Genomic DNA, 20334 nt, shown 5'->3' with positions numbered 1-20334 from the left:
ATAAAGTGGGCTGATTTTGTCGTGAACACAATATAATAATTACCGTATCATAATAAAAAGAATATTAAGTCTGATTAATCCATAATTTTTTTGAAGATAAAATCACTATTGGAACAATTTGGAAAAGACTTTGGTAGGTACAACCATTTTGTATTCTTCTCGTTAATGTTTACTTTCAACCCATATTTAAAAACGATGATCAAGGCTACAAATATCAATAAATATTACGGCAAACTCCAGGTACTTAAAGGAGTTGACCTTCACATTCAAAAAGGGGAGGTTGTGTCCATTGTAGGGCCCTCAGGCGCTGGTAAAACTACCCTTTTACAAATATTGGGTACTTTGGACACCCAAAGCAATAAAAATGACAGCACCCTTCTAATAAATGAAGAGGACGTAACGAAACTTTCGGACAATGCGATGGCCAAATTTCGTAATTGTCATATTGGATTTATCTTTCAATTCCATCAGCTATTACCAGAGTTTACCGCCTTGGAAAATGTATGTATCCCCGCTTTTATTAAAGGGACCAAAAAGGAAGAAGCGGAAAAACGTGCCGCAGAACTTTTGGAATTCTTGGGACTTTCACACAGATTACAACATAAACCCAATGAACTTTCGGGTGGAGAGCAACAACGGGTAGCTGTGGCTCGGGCTTTGGTGAATAACCCCTCCGTTATTTTTGCCGACGAACCCAGTGGTAATTTGGATTCAGAAAGTGCCGATAATCTTCACAAGTTATTCTTTGATCTCAGGGATCAATTTGGGCAAACTTTTGTTATTGTCACACATAATGAGGAATTGGCTAATATGGCGGATAGAAAGTTGACCATGGTGGACGGCTCCATAACGCGATGAAAATACTTTATAAAGTATGGAGGTTTATGAAGGATCCGATCTATATAAGGTTGGTCCATGTACAAAATGCGTTAAAGCTAAAAATTGTTTCTGCCCTCCTTGCTTGGGGTATAATGTTGAGCCTGATTGTTGCCATATTCAATGAATGGTTAATAAGCCTTTTGGGAATTGATCTTGGGGAGCATGCCATTGAGACCTTTCTAGAGGAATATTCGGTCATTTCCTTATTTTTTATGGCGGTAGTTATTGCTCCAATAGTTGAGGAAACGCTTTTTAGAGGCCCGCTGATATGGTTCAGGAACAAAAAATATTTCAATTACATTCTGTACCTCTCCATTTTATTGTTTGCAGGGGTTCATTTGTCCAATTTTGAAATGTCAATTAAGATATATTATATTGCACCGTTACTAGTGGCTCCTCAGCTTATTTTGGGTGCGTTTTTAAGTTACGTTCGTGTTAAATTGGGACTAAGGTGGTCTATCTGCCTGCACGCTACATATAATGCCATACTAATTACACCACTACTTCTTTATAAACTTTTAAATATCCCCTTGGAATGACACAGCAGGAACTCAAAGAATTTTTGGATGCCAAGGTTGTACAATATAACCGCCCCGATTTTTTATCTACGGACCCCATCCAAATTCCACATAGATTTACAAAAAAGGAGGATATCGAAATCAGTGGCTTTCTAACCTCTACCATTGCTTGGGGCAACAGAAAAAGTATCATAAACAATGCAGAACGAATGATGGAAATGCTGGACTCCTCCCCTTTCGACTTCGTAATGAACCATGAAGAGCAGGATATTGAAAAACTTCATGGCTTTGTGCATAGAACTTTCAACGGTGAAGACCTTAGGTATTTTATACGCAGTTTAAAAAACATTTACAAACATCATTCGGGTCTGGAGGAATTGTTCGCACTGAAAAGTGATTTAAAATCACTACAATCTTCCATCTCACATTTCAAGACTATTTTCTTTGAACTCGACCATTTATCGAGGACCACAAAACATGTGTCCGACCCCTTAAAAGGGTCAGCGGCCAAACGTATTAACATGTTTTTAAGGTGGATGGTAAGAGATAATAACACCGGAGTGGATTTTGGCATTTGGAATAAAATTAAACCTTCCCAACTGTCTTGTCCCTTGGATGTCCATTCCGGTAATGTGGCACGCAAACTGGGCTTAATTCAGCGCAGACAAAATGACGGAAAGGCCTTGACGGAATTAGACACTAACCTTAGAAAATTAGACCCCCATGACCCCGTAAAATACGATTTTGCCTTGTTTGGCCTGGGGGTGTTTGAAAAATTCTAAAGGATAAGAGCAGTTTCCTGCAATTGTACTTGAACCACCTTCTTAAGGCCGCTGTGCCTAAATCATGACCTTTATTATTTATCGTGATCGGTAAGTGACTCCAATATTTCCATTTCACTGTGTTTTTTGGAAAAATTCATAGCACATTCTATCAATGCCAAATGCGAATACGCTTGAGGGAAGTTGCCCAGCAACCTCTTTGTCTCAAAATCTATATCCTCACTAAACAGACCTAAATGGTTGCTATAACTCAATAATTGATCAAAATGTTTCATTGCCTTTTCTTCATGACCTATCTTAAATAGACTATTGATAAACCAAAAAGTACAAATAGTAAAGGAGGATGAGGGCAATCCAAAATCATCTTCATTTTTATAACGATATAGAAGGCCGTCATTACATAATTCACGTTCAATGGCCAGCACCGTACTTACATACTTGGGATCTTTGGGATCAATAAAACCATAAGATTCCATTAATAGTACCGAGGCATCCAAATGTGGCGATCCATAAGATTGTGTAAATGCCTGTTTTTCTTCATTCCATGCGTGCGAATGAATATCCTCTCGAATTTCCTTCTCCAAAGTTCGCCATTTATTCAATTTTCTCTGCTTCCCAAAAAGTTCGGCCACTTTAATAGCCCTGTCAATAGCCGTCCAACATAGCACCTTTGAAAATGTAAAATGCCTGTCCTCTGTACGGAATTCCCATATCCCCTTATCGGCCTCTTGCCAATGCTTATTTACGATCCAAACAATTCCCTTGGTAATTCCCCAAAGCTCTTCCCCATTCTCTATTTCCGTATTAAATTTCTCCAATTGTGTGTATATAACATCCATAAGGATACCATATATATCATTCTGCCGCTGCTTGTAAGCTGCGTTTCCTACTCTTACAGGTTTAGAATCCTTGTAACCTTTCAAGTGATCCAAAGTTTCTTCCGTTAACTTTTTCTCCTTATTTATACCGTACATTATTTGCAACTTCTCATCCTTATCCGGAATAAGGTCAATGATAAATTGTAAATAACGTTTGGCTATATTCTTATGACCCAATTGTCCAACCACCTTAATTACCATGGAGGCATCCCGGATCCAACAAAAACGATAGTCCCAATTCCTAACTTCACCTATGGTTTCTGGAAGTGAGGTGGTTGCAGCGGCTAGAACGGCACCGGACTTATCATAACTTAACATCTTTAAGGTTAGGGCACTTCTTTTTATCTCGGCATCATATTTCTTATAAGTAGGTGTCTTGCTGGACCAATTCAACCAGTAAACTTTGGTGCGCTCCAATTCTAAATAAACCCTTTCCAAGGTTGGCTCCAATATCTTTTCATTATAGCCCAACAGAAAATATCCATCGCTTTCCAAAACTATTTCACGTTGTGCCAGTACACTTTCTTTATTAAAAGAAGTGTAAAGAAAAAAGGTATCGAACTTTACCTCATGGGTTAAACTGGCAATAAAACTCTTTTTGACATAGGTATTTGTTTTCCCCATGGCGTATTCCAGTTTGGGATTGTACAATACCCTAAATACCGGCTTGCCCGAAACTAGCTTTATATATCGTATAATTTCCGGGGGTGCATTATAGCCTCCACTGTGCTTATAATAACGGGGCATAAAATCTTGAACTTCAAAAGTATTTATACCATCAGAAAAGCTCGTGACCAAAATAGCGGTCAAGGGAATATACTTTTGTTCAATAGTGTAAGTATCATCCACCAAGATTTCAAAACTACCTCCTATTTCATCATCAAGAATTTTTGCAAATATGGAAGAGGAATCAAATTCTGGCAAACAACACCAATCCAATGAACCATTCTTAGAAATCAATGCAGCACTTCTACAATTCCCTATTATTCCGTAATCTAAATTATCCATATTATATTTTGTCCTTTAAATAACCTTTATTAGTAGGTTTTACACATCATTTTACCGAAATTTAGGCAAATTAAATACGAATAACACTTAAAAACGTCAAATTATGGCCAAAACTATCATAATCTCAAATAGACTACCCGTACAATTACAAATTGATAATGGAAGCATTACTGCAATACCAAGTGTAGGCGGATTGGCCACGGGTATGAAATCTGTTCATAAAGGAGGTGATAGTCTGTGGATTGGATGGAGCGGATTAACGGACGAAGAAATTCCAGACGGACTTGCCCCTGAAATTGACAAGGCCTTGGCAGAGCACGGATCATCCAAGGTAAATCTAAGTTCGGAAGAAGTAGATGGTTTTTATTACGGCTTTAGCAACCGTACCATTTGGCCGCTATTTCATTATTTTTTGGAATATTCGGAATTTGAGCTTGAAAGTTGGAATACGTATAAAGCCGTAAACCAAAAATTTGCGGATGCCATTTTGGAAAAAGCAGGGGACAATGACACTATTTGGGTGCATGACTACCAATTGATGCTGGTACCGCAGATGGTGCGGGAAAAGCGCCCCAATATTTCAATTGGTTTCTTTTTGCATATACCTTTCCCCTCCTATGAGATATTTAGAACTTTACCCTGGCGTAAAGAAGTTCTAATGGGGTTGTTGGGATCAGATTTGATCGGTTTTCACACCTATGATTACGAAAGACATTTTTTAAGTTCGGTAAGGAGATTGTTGGGGTTGGAAGTGAGTTTCAATGATATCCATCTTGAAGACCGTGTTATAAAAGTAGATTCCTTTCCTATGGGAATTGATTATAAAAAATTTAGCGACGCTGCGAAAAAACACGATGAAAATAAATCTGGCCAACGATCGGAATTACAACGAAGATTGGATATGCACAAAGAATCAGCTCCTGACGCCAAGTTCTTTTTATCTATAGACCGTTTGGATTATTCGAAGGGAATTGCGAAGCGACTTAATGCCTTTGAATATTTTTTAAACAAATACCCCCAGTACAAGGAAAAGGTTAGACTTATTGTCCTAGCAGTGCCTTCCCGATCAAATGTGCCACAATATCAATTGCTTAAAAAGGAAATAGATGAGTTGGTGGGGAGAATCAACGGGGAATTTTCAACTGTAAGCTGGACACCCATCTGGTATTTTTATCGGTCTATGCCCTTCGAAAACCTAATAGATCTTTATACTTCCAGTGATATTGCCTGGTTAACACCCATTAGGGACGGAATGAACCTTGTGGCCAAGGAATATATTGCCACAAGAACCGATCAAACCGGTGTTCTTATCCTTAGTGAAATGGCCGGTTCCGCGAACGAAATGAACGAATCATTGCTTATTAATCCCAATAATTTTGAGGAAATTGCAGACGCCCTCTACGAAGCCATTAATATGCCTGTAGAAGAGCAACAGGCTAGAAATTCAATTTTACAAAAAAGATTGAAAAGATATAATGTAGAAAAATGGGCCAATGACTTTATGACCTCCCTACAAAATCAAAAAGAAATAGACCATTCCTATAAGTCACGCAGGTTGTCCAAAGATATGTTGAAGGTTATTACAGACGATTATGGGAAGGCGAAAAAAAGATTATTATTCTTGGACTATGATGGTACCTTGGCAGGCTTTCACGGTGATCCACAAAAAGCAAATCCAGATGAGGAAATGTACGATTTATTGGACCGTATGTCGGCATTGAAAAATACCGATATATACTTGATTAGTGGTCGTGACAAAGATACCTTCACCAAATGGTTTTTGCCAAAAAAGTATAATATGATCGTGGAACATGGGGTGTGGATCTCTGAAAACGGAGAAGAGTTTAGAATGTTGGAAAATGTTAAAAGGGATTGGATGGAAAAAATTCATCCCGTATTGGAATCTTTTGTTGATAGGACTCCAGGCAGCTTTATCGAAGAAAAAAACTATTCTCTCGCATGGCACTACAGAAAGACCGATCCAGATTTTGGACAAAAAAGGGCAACAGAACTCAATACGGTACTGACCAGTTTAATTGCCAATGACGATTTGAGTATACTGAACGGAAATAAGGTAATCGAAATTAAGAGCAGCAACGTAAACAAAGGTCGTGCCGCTATGCGCGTGTTTTCCCAAAAGGAATATGATTTTGTATTTGCCATAGGGGATGATTGGACCGATGAATTTATGTTCCAGGAATTACCGGATAGCGCCATTACCGTAAAAGTAGGACGTCAAAAAACCCAGGCCAGGTATTATGTAGACAGTATTAAGAACGTTAGGGATTTGCTTGAACATTTTGTTGATCAACCAAAAAAATAAAGAAGAGCCATATTGTAACGTTGGTAGGTTGTTTTAATTGATTTTCACCGCATATATACCCTATTTCCAATTACCTAACAAGGCTCTGAATTGAAGCAAAAGCACTTTATACTGCCTGTCATTATTATTTCGCAATTTGCGTGTACCTCATCGTGGTTTGCAGGGAATGCCGTTATCGATGACCTAATCCTTAAAACCGGCTTGGGGACGGAAATTATTGGATATGTACTTTCTTCAGTACAAATAGGCTTTATAATAGGTACCTTGGTTTTTGCTCTATTGATGATTGCCGACCGCTATTCGCCTACCAAAGTCTTTATGATATGTGCCTTTTTAGCAGCACTTTGTAACGCGGTACTACTTGCCGGTGATATTACCAACGCAGCACTCTTTATGGCCAGATTTGGTACCGGTTTTTTTCTTGCGGGAATATACCCTGTGGGGATGAAGATTGCCGCCGATTATTATGAACAAGGATTGGGTAAGGCCTTGGGATATTTGGTAGGAGCACTGGTTCTGGGCACTGCATTTCCTCATTTGATTCAGGGTTTGGAATTGAGCGAAGATTATACCATTGTAATTAAAATAACCTCGTTACTCTCTATTATCGGTGGGGCATCCATGTTTTTTTTGGTCCCCAATGGCCCGTACAGAAAACCAAGCAAGGTTTTGCAATTACGAGCTGGAATAGCCCTTTTTAGAATTCCTGCCTTTAAAAAAGCCGCAGTAGGCTACTTTGGCCACATGTGGGAACTTTATGCCTTCTGGGCCTTTATTCCCTTTGCTATAAAAACCTATAATTCCCTTCATAATAATCAACTTCCATTTTCTATTTGGACATTTTCCATTATTGCCTTGGGAGGAGTTTCCTGTGCCATTGGCGGACATATTTCACTTAAATTGGGCAGTAAAAAAGTAGCAATGGCCTCATTGTTGCTCTCCGGATTGCTATGTATTACTTCCCCATTTTTTTTTAGCTTGCCTAGCTACCTTTTTCTACTGGCATTTTGCCTTTGGGGAATATTTGTTGCTTCAGATTCACCTCAATTCTCGACCTTGGTCGCTAATGCAGTTCCCCTACAATTAAAGGGCACAGCACTAACGCTTGTGAATTGTATTGGTTTCAGCATCAGCATTATCAGTATACAATTGCTAACTTACTGGTTGGATGTTATAGATCCGAGCTATATTTTTACCTTCTTGTCCCTTGGTCCAATACTCGGATTATTGGCAATGCGAAAAAGAGGACTTAACATATAATTAAGAAGCTAATTTTGCGGATAACCGTAAATTACCAAGCCAAACCCAAGACGAATGCACAAATTAATCACTACATGTATATTTCTATTTTCTTACTGCCTTTTGGCCCAGACAGACCACCGCATTTATGAAATAATGGACAAGGTTTCGGCCGAAAGAATAGAAAATGACGTTACCGTATTAGCCAATTTTGGTACACGGCATACCCTTAGCGACACGATTTCCAATACTAGGGGCATTGGAGCGGCAAGAAGATGGATCAAAAGTGAGTTCGACAAAATTTCCAACAATTGCGACAATTGCCTGGAAGTCTCCTTTCAAAAGGACTTGGTGAAAAAGGACGAAAACAACCGAATCCCCAAGGATGTTTGGGTGGTTAATGTTATGGCCATTCAAAGGGGCTCCAAATACCCCGACCGCTATATAATTATGAGCGGGGATATAGATTCACGTGTCAGCGATGCCAACAATTACACTTCCGATTCCCCTGGTGCCAATGATAATGCCAGTGGTATGGCCGGTACCATAGAGGCAGCTAGAGTCCTCTCCCATTATAAATTTGAGAATAGTATAATATACCTAGGGCTTTCCGGAGAAGAACAAGGGCTTTTTGGTGGACAGGGTTTGGTGAAAAATGCCAAGGAAAAGGGATGGGATATTATCGGGATATTCAATAATGATATGATTGGCAATATTAAAGGGGTGGATGGAATTATTAGCAATACCGATTTTAGGATTTTTTCTGAGCCCGTACCCCCGACCGAAACGGAAAGGGAAAGAAATATGCGCCGGTTTTACGGCGGAGAAGTTGATGGAATTTCAAGACAATTGGCCCGTTACGTTCATAAGAACGTAAAGACATATATGCCGGAAATGAACCCCATGATGATCTATAGATTGGATAGATTTGGACGGGGTGGACACCATCGGCCATTTAATGACGCTGGTTATGCCGGAATCAGGATAATGGAGGCCCACGAAAATTACACTCAACAACACCAAGACATAAGGGTAGAAAATGGAATTGCCTATGGCGATGTCCTAGAGCATGTAAATTTTGTCTATGCCAAGAAACTAACGGCCGTAAATGCGATTAATTTGGCTTCTTTGGCCTGGGCACCTCCCGCACCCGAAGAGGTGAAAATTGGAGGGATCGTTGAGCCTTCTGCCAAGTTTGAATGGAGCAAAGTTCCGGGAGCTGTTGGATATAAAATCTACTGGAGAGATACCACCTCCCCAACTTGGGACCACAGTAGATCTGTAGGCGATGTATCGGAATATACCTTGGAGGGTGTAGTGTTGGATAATTTTTTCTTTGGGGTATCTGCCGTGGGTGAGGATGGCTTTGAAAGTGTAGTGGTTTTCCCCAATGCCATTTTAAGGTAATATAAGGCAATTAGCACAAAATTTCATGAAGATAAATTTTCAAATACTTGTAGTATTGATCGGATTTCCAGGGCTATTGTTGGCCCAAGAATCCAATAAATTGACTGAATCCCCACGACATCAGGAATGGGTGGATTTTAAAAGGGATAATGGTAGTGTTTTAAAGGCATTTGTAGTATACCCTGAAAGCAGCACCTCTACCAAGGCAGTTGTCCTGATCCACGAAAATATGGGTTTAAACGAATGGGCCAGGACCTTTTCGGACGAGTTGGCAGGTCAAGGGTTTTTAGTCATTGCCCCGGACCTAATATCCAACACCGTTGAGGGCATTGATAAAACGAGCGATTTTGAAAATTCTGACAAAGCAAGGGAAGCCATCTATGCCTTGGACCAAGAGCAGGTAAACAAGGATTTGGATATGGTCTACACCTATATAAACAATGATTCATCAAGCAATGGAAAGGTTTCTCTAGTGGGATTCTGTTGGGGCGGATCTCAAAGTTTCACCTATGCCACACAAAACCCAAAGTTGGAAAGCGTAATGGTATATTATGGTACGGCCCCCAAGGATTTATCGACCTTAAAAAGTATTAAATCCCCTATCTATGGTTTTTATGGAGGAGCAGATAATAGGGTTAATGCAACCATTCCAGATACTGAAAAAGCAATGAAAGAATACGGTAACCCATATACCCTTGATATTTACGAAGGCGCCGGACATGCTTTTATGCGAAGAGGGGCCGAAGAGACTTATGGCCCAAATACTATGGCCTTTGAAAAGTCATGGGAAAAATTATTATCTCTGTTAAAATGAAAAAAATTACCACAGCATTATTATTGGCAATAGGAATTTCCTCCTTTGCACAACACCAAAATTTTACGGAACAGGATTCCCTAAGGGGCAGTATAACCCCTGAGCGCTCTTGGTGGGACCTTAATTTTTATAATTTGAGCGTTGAAGTGAAACCCGATGAAAAATTCATTTCGGGTAGTAATATAATTCGTTATACGGTTTTGGAGGAAAAGCAGCGGCTTCAAGTTGACCTTCAACCGCCCTTAATTATTGAAAAGATCACCCAGGAAGGAAAAAATTTAAAATGGGAATCAAATGGGAATGCCCATTTTGTCACCCTTAAGAAGCCACAGCTGAAAGGGGAGGTAAATGAAATAAAGGTATATTATTCCGGACATCCTAAAGAAGCGGTCCGTGCCCCATGGGACGGCGGTTTTTCATGGAAAAAAGACAACAATGGTAAACACTTTGTGGCTACCTCCTGTCAAGGTTTGGGCGCCAGTGTGTGGTGGCCAAATAAGGACCATATGTACGACGAAGTGGATAGCATGGCCATAAATATTACAACTCCAAAAGATTTGATGGATGTTTCCAATGGGAGGCTTCGAAAAGTGGTGGAAAATAAAAATAGTAGCACCTATTATTGGTATGTGTCCAATCCTATCAACAATTATGGGGTGAATATAAATATGGGCGATTATGTTCATTTTGGTGAAACCTACAGCGGGGAAAAGGGAAAATTGGCGATGGACTATTATGTACTTCGGGACAACTTGGAAGAAGCAAAACAACAGTTTAAACAGGCGCCATTAATGATGGAAGCTTTTGAACATTGGTTTGGCCCCTACCCTTTCTACGAGGATGGATATAAATTGGTCGAAGCGCCATATTTGGGCATGGAGCACCAAAGTTCCGTTACCTACGGAAATCAATTCAAGAATGGATATTTGGGCAGGGACGTTTCAAAAACCGGTTGGGGGTTAAAATTCGATTTTATCCTTATCCATGAATCGGGTCATGAATGGTTCGCCAATAATATTACTTACAAGGATATCGCTGACATGTGGATACACGAGAGTTTTACGGCCTATTCGGAAAACTTATATCTGGATTACCACTTTGGTAAAACAGCCTCATCGGACTATATTATTGGCTCCAGGGGCAACATTAAAAACGACAGCCCTATTATCGGCACCTATAATGTTAATCAAAAGGGTTCTGGAGATATGTACTATAAGGGGGCCAATATGCTGCACACTTTACGGCAGTTATTGGAAGATGATGAAAAATGGCGGACTATCCTAAGAGGGCTTAATACGGAATTTTACCATAAAACCGTTACCACAAAACAAATAGAGAATTATATCAGTAGAAAGTCTGGCATTGACCTTACCCAATTTTTTGACCAATACCTGCGTAATAATAAAATACCCTTGCTGGAATACCAGGTGAAGGGCAAACAAATGCGATACCGTTATATCAATATCGTGGATGGTTTTGACATGCCCATTAAGATTGATGTGAATGGAACCGTAGACTGGTTGTACCCCACAGCAGAGTGGAAATCAAAATCTTTTAAAAAGGATATACTATCGGCTAATGTGGATAAAAACTTTTATGTTGACCATAAGAAAATTTAATTCTTGAAAGGAATAGAACAGTTTTATTTTAAATCGGACGTCGAATGGCGCGCTTGGTTAGAGGCCAATCATGCCAAAAGTACCGGGGTACATCTTATTTTTTATAAAGTGGCCCACGAAAAGGATAGTATGCGTTGGGAAGATGCTGTAAAGGTTGCCCTTTGCTTTGGATGGATAGACAGTACCGTTAAAAGCCTTGGGGAAGGTAAACGACGGCAATATTTCTGCCCAAGAAAACCAAAAAGCGCTTGGAGTAAGTTGAATAAAAATTATATTAAGGAGCTTACCTCTGACGGAAAAATGCACTCAAGCGGACTGGCTAAAATTAAAGAGGCAAAAATAGATGGTTCCTGGAACGCCATGGACGATGTTGAAAACGGCATAATCCCCGAGGATTTGCAACTTGCATTCGATGCGGAGCCCATGGCCTTTGATAACTATAATGGTTTTGCCGCTAGTTATAGAAAAAATTATCTTTATTGGCTTAACCAAGCCAAACGGGAAGACACTAGGCAGAAGCGAATTACCGAAATTATATCGCTCTGCAAACAAAATAAAAAGTCGCGCGACCAATAAATGGTTAGCTTCGTAAAATTCTAAATCCAATAATTATTTAAAATGGACATAAATCTAGCAGTATTAATAGACGGTGACAATATTCCCTCGGCATATGTAAAGGAGATGATGGAGGAAATTGCCAAATACGGCAATCCAACCATAAAAAGAATATATGGTGACTGGACCAATCCCAAATTATCCAAATGGAAGAATCTGTTATTGGAAAACGCAATTACCCCTATACAACAATATGCTTATACCACGGGTAAAAATGCAACCGACTCGGCAATGATCATTGATGCCATGGATATTTTATATTCCAATAAGGTAAGTGGATTTTGTATTGTTTCCAGTGATAGTGATTTTACACGTTTGGCCACAAGGTTAAGGGAGGCAGGCATGAATGTAATTGGTATTGGGGAAAAGAAAACTCCCAATCCTTTTATCGTAGCCTGCGACAAGTTTATCTATATCGAAATCCTTAAAAATCAATCAGAGGAAAATTCTTCGGAAACTGCAGACAGCAAAAAAGACAAGAAGGACAATGTGGACAAGATTACCCAAAAGGAAATTAAACTCATTGCATCCACTATTTCCGATCTTGCGGATGAAGATGGGTGGGCCTTCCTTGGTGATGTAGGTAGCCTTCTTCAAAAGAAGCAGCCTAATTTTGATTCCAGAAACTATGGTTTTCAAAAATTGACTCCATTAATCAAGTCTATTAAAAACTTTGAAATAGATCAACGTGAGAATGTCAAGGGACGGTTTAAATTGATCTACGTTAGAAATAGGTAGAGTCCCTAATTTTCAACTAGATATAAAACATAATTTAGTACATGATAATTTGTTTTGGATTAACCTTATTTTAGTCAATAATAACAATGGCACTAACTTAAAATCGATATCAAAATGAAAAAAATTAGTTTACTTATTTGTTTTGTAGCCTTTCTTTCCTGTTCCCCAACTAAGAAAGAAGTTAGCCCTACCGCAATATTGATCACCGATGTTAATATTGTGGATGTCAGTAATGGCAACATACTGGAAAAGCACCAGGTGTTAATTGATTCCGGAAAGATCAAGAGAATTATGGAATCGGTCGAAAATGCTGATGATTACCTTACTATAATTCAAGGTAAGGATCAATATCTAATCCCTGGACTTGCGGAAATGCATGCGCATATTCCACAACCTCCTACCAGTGATCAACGCCTTAAGGAAACCTTATTTCTATACTTATCCAATGGCATAACCACTATTAGGGGAATGCTGGGTCATCCTAGCCATCTAGAATTAAGGAAAACGGCTTTAAATGGCGATGTTTTAAGTCCCAGGATTTTCACCTCAAGTCCCTCTTTCAATGGAAATACCGTTACTACCAAAGAAGAGGCTATACAGAAAGTTACTACCTATAAGAATGAGGGATACGACTTTCTAAAAATACATCCTGGGATGAAATTGGAAGTTTTTGATCAAATGGTGGAAACCGCCAATAAACTTGATATTCCCTTTTCTGGCCACGTGCCGGTAATGGTGGGCATACGCCATGCCTTGGATAGTAAATACGCCTCCATAGACCATGTAGATGGCTACTTGGAAGGACTTGTACCCGAATCTGAAGGTGTTGACCCATCTGCCAATGGATTTTTTGGGTACTCTTTTACCCCTCTGGCCGATACTACCAAAATTGATGAATTGGTGGCGCTGACCAAAAAGAACCAGGTTTGGATTGTACCCACACAAAGTTTATTTGAGAGGTGGTTTGCCCCGATAAGCTCCGACGAATTGTTAAAACAGCCGGAAATGAAATACATGCCAGTTTCCACCTTGGAAGATTGGAAAAGAAGAAAGGATGAATCTACTAGCCCTGCTACTGGTTTCAATGAAGAGCAATGGAATAAATTTACTGCTTTAAGAAGGCAATTAATCCGTAAACTTCAGCATAATGGACATGGACTATTACTGGGTTCGGATGCGCCCCAATTGTTCAATGTCCCTGGATTTTCAATTCACCATGAAGCGGAGGGGATGATCAAGGCCGGACTTACCCCTTTGGAAATTTTGCAAACAGGAACATTGAACCCAGCTATATTTTTTAAAATGGAAAATACTTTTGGGACCATAAAAGAAGGTTTGGACGCGGATATGGTATTATTGCATTCCGATCCTCTAAAAGATATTTCAGCTTTAAAAGAAGTTTCAGGTGTTATGGTCCGGGGTAAATGGTTGTCCAAGGAATCCATAGATGAAACGTTGAAGGAAATTGCCAGTAATGCCAAACAAAACTAATATAGGTCATTTAAGATATAATCCATAAACAATAGTGGAAGAATCAATATGCAATTTTAGAGCCTTGAAATATTCTCAAAATTCATATTAAGTTCGATGAAATTTTATTGGAAATCCTTAAAAAAGGGTTTCCGGTAAAATGGGTATTTTTAAGAATTAAATTATAACCTAAACACAAAAACAAGAAACAAGTTAACATTATGAAGAAAATTTTAGGCTTACTTATCCTTATCTCATCGTTTACAGTGAAAGCACAGGAAAATGGTGAAAACAAGTTGGGGTCTTGGCACATGTATTTCGGCACCAATAAAATTAGCAACAAATTAAGTATCCACACAGAAGCACAGCTCCGCTATTACGAACAGGCCAAAAATTTTAACCAATTGCTTTTGAGAACAGGTTTAAACTATCATATTGATGCCAATGCATGGGCAACATTGGGATATGGATATATTGTTACGGACGGCAGTTTCGAAGAATTTCCAGATGAAACGAATTCTTTGGAGCACCGTATTTTTGAACGATTTTTCCTAAAAAATAAGGTATGGGAATTTAACTTTGAACACAGATATACCTTGGAACAACGTTTTTTGGATTTTGGAGATCGTTCCGATGTACAACATAGGATGCGTTATCGTTTGCAGGTGACCCTTCCCTTAACCAATACCTTTTTCCTTAATTTCTATGACGAAATCTTTATAAATCTTCAAGATGATGCCTTTGGTCAAAACCGCCTTTACGCTGCCCTTGGAATTAATGTGACCAATAATTTGAGCGTACAGGCGGGCTACTTAAAAAATCATTTTTCAGAGGCACATTATGATCGACTTCAGATAGGTGTTACCTATAATCCCGACTTAAGAAGTATCCTGAAAAAAAAATAGTGTTATGAACCTCCAAAAAGTAACTTTTAAGAATGCCAAAGGTGAAACCCTGGTAGGGCGCTTGGCTCTTCCCGCCAATCAAATTCCACATAATTTTGTGCTTTTTGCGCATTGTTTCACCTGCAATAAAAACTTTAAGGCCGTTAAAAATATAAGTAAGGCCCTTACTGCGGAGGGATATGGTGTTTTACGCTTCGATTTCACAGGATTGGGAGAAAGTGAAGGTGAGTTTTCCGATTCCAATTTTTCGGGAAACGTGGAAGATTTATTGGAGGCGGCCAACTACCTAAAAGAAAATTACACTTCCCCGACACTGATCATTGGTCATTCTTTGGGCGGAGCTGCGGCCATATTGGCTTCGCAAAAAATATCCTCCATTAGAGCTATAGCTACTGTTGGTGCTCCATCCAGTCCCTTACATGTAAAACATATCTTCAAAAATGATATCGACACCATCAACAATAAAGGTGCTGCCGAAGTAAATATTGGAGGCAGAAGTTTTACCATAAAACAACAGTTTTTGGAAGATCTAAAATCACACACTTTCCAAGAAACTTTAAGAAATATTGGAAAATCAATTTTAATCCTTCATTCACCCCAGGATACTGTTGTAGAGATAAAAAATGCCGAGGAAATATACTTAGCTGCGCACCATCCAAAAAGCTTTGTTTCCTTAGATGGTGCAGACCATTTATTGAACAACCCTTTAGACGCTGTTTATGTTGGTGAAATCATTGGTAGTTGGTCCAAAAGATATTTAGAGATGGTTGAATCCAAAGCCTTGGAAACAGAACAAGAAGTGGTGGCGAGTTTGGATAAGGCAGACGGATTTACTACCCAAATGAAAGTTGGAAGTCATTATTTAACAGCAGATGAGCCCGTTTCTTACGGAGGAAACAATTTTGGCCCCTCGCCTTACGAATTGATATCGGCAGGCCTATCGGCATGTACAGCGATGACCATTCAGATGTATGCCAAAAGAAAAAAATGGCCATTGGAAAACGTGGAAGTACATATCTCCTATCAGAAAACACACGCTACAGATTGTGAAAACTGTGAATCAAGCGAAGCAAAAATAGATACGTTTAGTAGAGCCATAAAACTAACTGGAGACCTTGACGAAAAACAGATTTCCAGAATAATGGAAATCGCAGACAAATGCCCCGTCCACAGAACTTTGCATAGCAAAACCAGGGTCATTACCACATTAATAAATAATTAGACCAATTTCCCATTTTAACCCTATATCAAGCTGCATTTTTAAAAAATGATTAAATCATTTTAAAGAATTGTCCGGCATTATTTTTTATGCTTAACTTTATAGCTAATATTTCAAATAAAACATTATGAAAAAAATTACTTTTGCATGCTTGAGCTTGCTTTTAATAACTGGGATAAGCTGTAAGGATGCCAAAAAAGAAAAAGATGCACAGGCTGTAGAATTGGAGGCCACATCTTCTAAAAAATTCAGTTTGGTCAAAGATTCTACCAAAGTTAGTTTCACGGCCTATAAAACCACCGAAAAATTACCCGTAGGCGGCAAGTTTACCAAAATAAACATTAAGGAAACCAATGAAGGAAGTACTGCATTGCTAGCCTTAAACGGAACCACATTTAGTATTCCGGTAAGCAGCCTGTTTACCAATGATGCAACTGGTACCAGAGATCCAAAAATTTTGGAATTCTTCTTTGGTGTAATGGAGAATACTGAACTTATTTCTGGGGAATTTAAAGTTTCTGGAGAGGATAAATGCTCCATAGACGTTACTTTAAACGGAAAAACCCAAAATATTCCTTTAGACCATACATTGACAGGTGACAACAGCTATTCTTTCAGCGGTGTTATGGATTTGGAGAATTGGGACGCCTTAAATGCTGTAGCCTCCATAAATAAAGCTTGCGAAGCTTTGCACACCGGAAAAGATGGAGTTAGCAAAACATGGAGTGAAGTCGCCGTTCATGCAGAAGTTCTTTTGCAAGAAAAATAAACCTTGTTTCGCATATTGTTTCATAAGAATAATTTCTAATGAGCTGGCAAGACCAATTGCAATACCCGTTCAATAGAAATGTAAAACATAGTTTTATATAAAATCCCCGTTTTTGATTCCTTCAAAAACGGGGATTTTCCGTTTATGTATATTTTTTTAACTCTATTCAGTTCAATAATAACCCATATAAAAAGGTAGCTTGATATCTCCTTAATTAATTGGTAATTTTATTTAAACAAAAAAAAAACTTAAAAATGAAATATACAAAGTTGCTGTTTTTGGCGCTTATTTTCATGGCTTTATACGGCTGTAAAGAAGCAAAAAAAGAAACTAAGGATGTTATGGAAAATAAAGACATCATTGCCAAAGAAATAAAAGAAGAAAAGGAGATTAAAACCCTGATGTTTTCCTTGGAACCAAAAAGCGGTACCGGTGTTAAGGGGGAGGTTAGCTTTACTGAAGAAAACGGAAATGTAAGCATGAGGGCCATATTGGTGGGACTAACGCCCGGGGAGCATGCAATCCATATTCATGAAAAAGCGGATTGTTCTTCTGCCGACGGTAAATCTACAGGCGGACATTGGAATCCTACTTTTTCCCCTCATGGGAAATGGGGTTCGGCGGAAGGCTATCACCGAGGCGATATCGGTAATTTCACGGCTGATGACGAAGGCAATGCCATTGTGGAATTTTCTACCGATGAATGGTGTCTTGGCTGTGATGATGAGACCAAAAACCTTTTGGGAAAGGGAGTCATCGTACATCAAGGTGTAGATGATTTTGTTACCCAACCCACTGGAGACGCTGGGGGAAGGGTAAGTTGCGCCGGCATTATTGAGTAACAACTAATTACAAATTTATTAAGCTGCTTATCGAGCAGCTTTTTTTATCTTTAAAAAAATTCTTGAATGGAATTAGACCAAATTGTAGAACGATTTCAAAAAAAGGATACTGCCGCTTTTGAAAAGCTGTATAATATGTATTCTGAAAATATTTGTGGTGTAATCAACACAATTGTTCAGAATACAAATGTTGCAGAAGAGATTTGTCAGGATGTTTTTATGAAAGCATGGAAAAATTCCGAGAGCTACAACGTCTCTAAGGGAAGATTCTTTACGTGGATATTAAATATTGCCAGGAATGCGGCCATCGATGAAATACGCAGTAAGTCATATAAAAATAGTAAAAAGAACCTTTCCGCTGATTACTTCGTAGGTATTTTAGAAAGCAAGGAAAATAATGAAAGTGGTAGCGAAGACACCATTGGTTTAAAAAAGCTTTTGCTAAATTTAAAAGAAAAGTGTGTCCAGATAATAGAGTTACTTTATTTTAAGGGCTTTACACAAAAAGAAGTATCAAAAGAATTGAATATTCCTTTGGGAACGGTGAAAACAAGAAACAGAAGCTGTATTTCCCAAATAAGGAACAACCTGGCATTATAATATGGATACAAAGGAATACATAGCATCTGGTATCTTGGAACTTTACGTTGCAGGTACTCTTTCTGATATAGAAAATTTGGAAGTGTATCTAAATGCGCAAAAGTACCCCGAGATAAAAAAAGAAATAGAGGCCATTGAAGCCTCCGTTTTATCATTATCCGGAACAGTTTCACCTGGAACAAAAGGTTTTGGCGATATCCGAAATAGGATAGCCAAGGAAGGCGCCTCCCTAACCGATGAAAAAAAGAATAAAGTTAGTTGGACAGCCTATTTGGGATGGGCGGTATCCTTGATATTCATGGCAGGATTGATTTGGTTGTACGAACAGAATAACCAACTAATATCGGATATAGAAGTGGTTTCGTTAGAAAATATTACCTTGGAGCAGCAGATTGCCGATTCGGAAATTTCATTGGCTAAAACAGAGGAATTACTCACGACGATTCGTGATAAAAATATTACCGTTGTGCCATTGGGAGGGCAAACGGTCTCACCTACCTCCTACGCAAAAGCTTATTGGAACAAGCATGAAAAGAAAGTATTTATAGATGCACAAGGTTTACCCAATCCCCCAGATGGCTTTGTTTATCAGGTGTGGTCTTTAAAATTAAATCCTTTGACACCAACCAGCATGGGACTGTTAGAAGATTTTATGGAAGATGACAATAAGGTATTTGCCCTAGCCAACCCCAACGAGTCCGAAGCATTTGGTATAACATTGGAACCAGCTGGGGGTAGTGCCGCTCCCAATTTGGAACAGCTATATACCCTAGGGGTGGCCACCTCTTAGATGGTCGAAAAAACAATGAACAATTATAATTGAATAAAGGTTTGTGGCAGTTTAACTCATAGCAAACCTTTATTTCATTCATGATTAGTACTTATGACGAATATTTGGCCCCTTAATATATTTGCTTCACGCATTGTAAATTTCTGAGGACATTATATCAATAGACCTATCCAATTTATTCAATTGCATTAATTGCAAGCTATTATATTTCCCCACTTCCGACAATGTCCCATTCCCAATACCAACTTAGAATTAATCAATTAAGATACCAATGAATTAAAAATGTAATCATTTGAATGAATTGCAGCATTGACTTAACGAAAAAGAGTCTATTCTTGTTAAAGAAAATTAAATTTTAAAGATTAATATTATGGCACGGACACTTTATAACAGATTAGGTGAATTAAAAGGTATTACCAAACTAGTAGATGATGTAGTAAATCTACATATGGAAAATCCACATGTAAGTCCAAGATTTACACCTTATAAAGATCAACCGGAACGACTGATGGCCATTAAACAACATACGGTCCATTTTTTTTGTGCGGGTGCGGGTGGCCCACAGGAATATAAGGGAAGGGATATGGTTACTACCCATAAAGGCATGAATATTTCGGAACAAGAGTTTTTGGCCGTTGTTGATGATATTTTGGAAGCCATGGATGTAAATAAATTCGGGGACGAGGAAAAAAAAGATGTTCTTGCTATCCTATATTCACTTAAAGGGGGCGTCATTCGGCTATAAGCGGCCATCTGACAATACTTTTAAGGTATGTTGATCTATTTTAATTCCTTACATATCGATCAATCCAGGGTATTTAAGAAAAATGCTCCGATGAAGCCATAGAAATAAATTTCAAGTAATACAGGTTTTAAACTTTTACCTATATTAGATGCTTAAGACAATGCGATTATCTTT

The 20334-nt window shown here is 38.7% G+C and carries 19 protein-coding genes; 18 read left to right on the top strand and 1 reads right to left on the bottom strand.

Going from position 1 to position 20334, the window contains the following annotated elements; translation table 11 throughout:
* Nucleotides 1–195 precede the first annotated feature (195 nt).
* From MWU78_RS08220 to MWU78_RS08210, 3 genes are read left to right on the top strand one after another with little or no spacing between them, the layout of a single operon-like run.
* On the top strand, nt 196–858 hold the full coding sequence (locus tag MWU78_RS08220) for an ABC transporter ATP-binding protein (RefSeq protein ID WP_246997431.1): 663 nt from the start codon (nt 196–198) through the stop codon (nt 856–858).
* A complete protein-coding gene (locus MWU78_RS08215; protein ID WP_246996831.1) occupies nt 855–1418 on the top strand; it encodes a CPBP family intramembrane glutamic endopeptidase in 564 nt (187 codons plus the stop codon). Before MWU78_RS08220 ends, MWU78_RS08215 begins: the two co-directional genes overlap by 4 nt.
* The gene (locus MWU78_RS08210; protein ID WP_246996829.1) at nt 1415–2179 is read left to right on the top strand and encodes a TIGR02757 family protein; all 765 of its coding nucleotides are present in this window, start codon (nt 1415–1417) and stop codon (nt 2177–2179) included. The genes MWU78_RS08215 and MWU78_RS08210 overlap by 4 nt, the downstream gene beginning before the upstream one ends.
* Before the next feature lie 74 nt (nt 2180–2253).
* On the opposite strand, the gene MWU78_RS08205 is transcribed toward MWU78_RS08210, so the two are convergent.
* Nucleotides 2254–4065 carry a glycoside hydrolase family 15 protein gene (locus tag MWU78_RS08205; protein ID WP_246996827.1) on the bottom strand — a complete coding sequence of 604 codons (1812 nt, stop codon included), beginning with the start codon at nt 4063–4065 and terminating at the stop codon, nt 2254–2256.
* Between the two features lie 103 nt (nt 4066–4168).
* Here MWU78_RS08205 and MWU78_RS08200 point away from each other — a divergent pair, with 103 nt between their 5' ends.
* From MWU78_RS08200 to MWU78_RS08130, 15 genes are all read left to right on the top strand, one after another.
* Nucleotides 4169–6388 (top strand): bifunctional alpha,alpha-trehalose-phosphate synthase (UDP-forming)/trehalose-phosphatase, encoded by a 2220-nt coding sequence (locus tag MWU78_RS08200; protein WP_246996825.1) that lies wholly within the window; start codon nt 4169–4171, stop codon nt 6386–6388.
* A gap of 90 nt (nt 6389–6478) precedes the next feature.
* Entirely contained in the window at nt 6479–7648 is a 1170-nt protein-coding gene (locus tag MWU78_RS08195) for an MFS transporter (RefSeq protein ID WP_246996824.1), read from the top strand.
* Between the two features lie 54 nt (nt 7649–7702).
* Nucleotides 7703–9034, top strand: a complete 1332-nt coding sequence (locus tag MWU78_RS08190) for a M28 family metallopeptidase (RefSeq protein WP_246996821.1) — start codon at nt 7703–7705, stop codon at nt 9032–9034.
* 25 nt (nt 9035–9059) lie between these two features.
* Nucleotides 9060–9848, top strand: coding sequence for a dienelactone hydrolase family protein (locus MWU78_RS08185; protein WP_246996818.1), 789 nt, complete (start codon nt 9060–9062; stop codon nt 9846–9848).
* On the top strand, nt 9845–11467 hold the full coding sequence (locus MWU78_RS08180) for a M1 family metallopeptidase (protein ID WP_246996816.1): 1623 nt from the start codon (nt 9845–9847) through the stop codon (nt 11465–11467). The genes MWU78_RS08185 and MWU78_RS08180 overlap by 4 nt, the downstream gene beginning before the upstream one ends.
* A gap of 3 nt (nt 11468–11470) precedes the next feature.
* Nucleotides 11471–12043, top strand: a complete 573-nt coding sequence (locus MWU78_RS08175; protein WP_246996813.1) for a YdeI/OmpD-associated family protein — start codon at nt 11471–11473, stop codon at nt 12041–12043.
* Between the two features lie 42 nt (nt 12044–12085).
* On the top strand, nt 12086–12820 hold the full coding sequence (locus tag MWU78_RS08170) for an NYN domain-containing protein (protein WP_246996811.1): 735 nt from the start codon (nt 12086–12088) through the stop codon (nt 12818–12820).
* Between the two features lie 114 nt (nt 12821–12934).
* Nucleotides 12935–14311, top strand: a complete 1377-nt coding sequence (locus MWU78_RS08165) for an amidohydrolase family protein (protein WP_246996809.1) — start codon at nt 12935–12937, stop codon at nt 14309–14311.
* Nucleotides 14312–14511: 200 nt separating this feature from the next.
* Complete coding sequence (locus tag MWU78_RS08160) at nt 14512–15195, top strand: DUF2490 domain-containing protein (RefSeq protein ID WP_246996807.1); 684 nt, start codon at nt 14512–14514, stop codon at nt 15193–15195.
* A gap of 4 nt (nt 15196–15199) precedes the next feature.
* Complete coding sequence (locus tag MWU78_RS08155) at nt 15200–16417, top strand: bifunctional alpha/beta hydrolase/OsmC family protein (RefSeq protein WP_246996805.1); 1218 nt, start codon at nt 15200–15202, stop codon at nt 16415–16417.
* Between the two features lie 124 nt (nt 16418–16541).
* Nucleotides 16542–17183, top strand: coding sequence for a YceI family protein (locus MWU78_RS08150; RefSeq protein ID WP_246996803.1), 642 nt, complete (start codon nt 16542–16544; stop codon nt 17181–17183).
* Between the two features lie 254 nt (nt 17184–17437).
* Nucleotides 17438–18025, top strand: a complete 588-nt coding sequence (locus MWU78_RS08145) for a superoxide dismutase family protein (protein ID WP_246996801.1) — start codon at nt 17438–17440, stop codon at nt 18023–18025.
* Nucleotides 18026–18091: 66 nt separating this feature from the next.
* Nucleotides 18092–18625: an RNA polymerase sigma factor gene (locus MWU78_RS08140; protein ID WP_246996799.1), complete on the top strand. Its 534-nt coding sequence runs from the start codon at nt 18092–18094 to the stop codon at nt 18623–18625.
* Between the two features lies 1 nt (nt 18626).
* Complete coding sequence (locus tag MWU78_RS08135; protein WP_246996797.1) at nt 18627–19415, top strand: anti-sigma factor; 789 nt, start codon at nt 18627–18629, stop codon at nt 19413–19415.
* 370 nt (nt 19416–19785) lie between these two features.
* A complete protein-coding gene (locus MWU78_RS08130; protein ID WP_246996795.1) occupies nt 19786–20160 on the top strand; it encodes a group 1 truncated hemoglobin in 375 nt (124 codons plus the stop codon).
* The last annotated feature ends 174 nt before the right edge of the window (nt 20161–20334 follow it).

The organism is Arenibacter sp. F26102 (assembly GCF_023015865.1).
GTDB lineage: Bacteria > Bacteroidota > Bacteroidia > Flavobacteriales > Flavobacteriaceae > Arenibacter.
This window is presented reverse-complemented; position numbering and strand designations above follow the sequence as displayed.

Bases quoted from the DNA above. Each gene is read 5' to 3' on its own strand.
- MWU78_RS08135 (WP_246996797.1), top strand. From the start codon at position 18,627: ATGGATACAAAGGAATACATAGCATCTGGTATCTTGGAACTTTACGTT.
- MWU78_RS08165 (WP_246996809.1), top strand. From the start codon at position 12,935: ATGAAAAAAATTAGTTTACTTATTTGTTTTGTAGCCTTTCTTTCCTGT.
- MWU78_RS08170 (WP_246996811.1), top strand. From the start codon at position 12,086: ATGGACATAAATCTAGCAGTATTAATAGACGGTGACAATATTCCCTCG.
- MWU78_RS08145 (WP_246996801.1), top strand. From the start codon at position 17,438: ATGAAATATACAAAGTTGCTGTTTTTGGCGCTTATTTTCATGGCTTTA.
- MWU78_RS08215 (WP_246996831.1), top strand. From the start codon at position 855: ATGAAAATACTTTATAAAGTATGGAGGTTTATGAAGGATCCGATCTAT.
- MWU78_RS08185 (WP_246996818.1), top strand. From the start codon at position 9,060: ATGAAGATAAATTTTCAAATACTTGTAGTATTGATCGGATTTCCAGGG.
- MWU78_RS08210 (WP_246996829.1), top strand. From the start codon at position 1,415: ATGACACAGCAGGAACTCAAAGAATTTTTGGATGCCAAGGTTGTACAA.
- MWU78_RS08200 (WP_246996825.1), top strand. From the start codon at position 4,169: ATGGCCAAAACTATCATAATCTCAAATAGACTACCCGTACAATTACAA.
- MWU78_RS08155 (WP_246996805.1), top strand. From the start codon at position 15,200: ATGAACCTCCAAAAAGTAACTTTTAAGAATGCCAAAGGTGAAACCCTG.
- MWU78_RS08160 (WP_246996807.1), top strand. From the start codon at position 14,512: ATGAAGAAAATTTTAGGCTTACTTATCCTTATCTCATCGTTTACAGTG.
- MWU78_RS08130 (WP_246996795.1), top strand. From the start codon at position 19,786: ATGGCACGGACACTTTATAACAGATTAGGTGAATTAAAAGGTATTACC.
- MWU78_RS08140 (WP_246996799.1), top strand. From the start codon at position 18,092: ATGGAATTAGACCAAATTGTAGAACGATTTCAAAAAAAGGATACTGCC.
- MWU78_RS08220 (WP_246997431.1), top strand. From the start codon at position 196: ATGATCAAGGCTACAAATATCAATAAATATTACGGCAAACTCCAGGTA.
- MWU78_RS08180 (WP_246996816.1), top strand. From the start codon at position 9,845: ATGAAAAAAATTACCACAGCATTATTATTGGCAATAGGAATTTCCTCC.
- MWU78_RS08190 (WP_246996821.1), top strand. From the start codon at position 7,703: ATGCACAAATTAATCACTACATGTATATTTCTATTTTCTTACTGCCTT.
- MWU78_RS08150 (WP_246996803.1), top strand. From the start codon at position 16,542: ATGAAAAAAATTACTTTTGCATGCTTGAGCTTGCTTTTAATAACTGGG.
- MWU78_RS08205 (WP_246996827.1), bottom strand. From the start codon at position 4,065: ATGGATAATTTAGATTACGGAATAATAGGGAATTGTAGAAGTGCTGCA.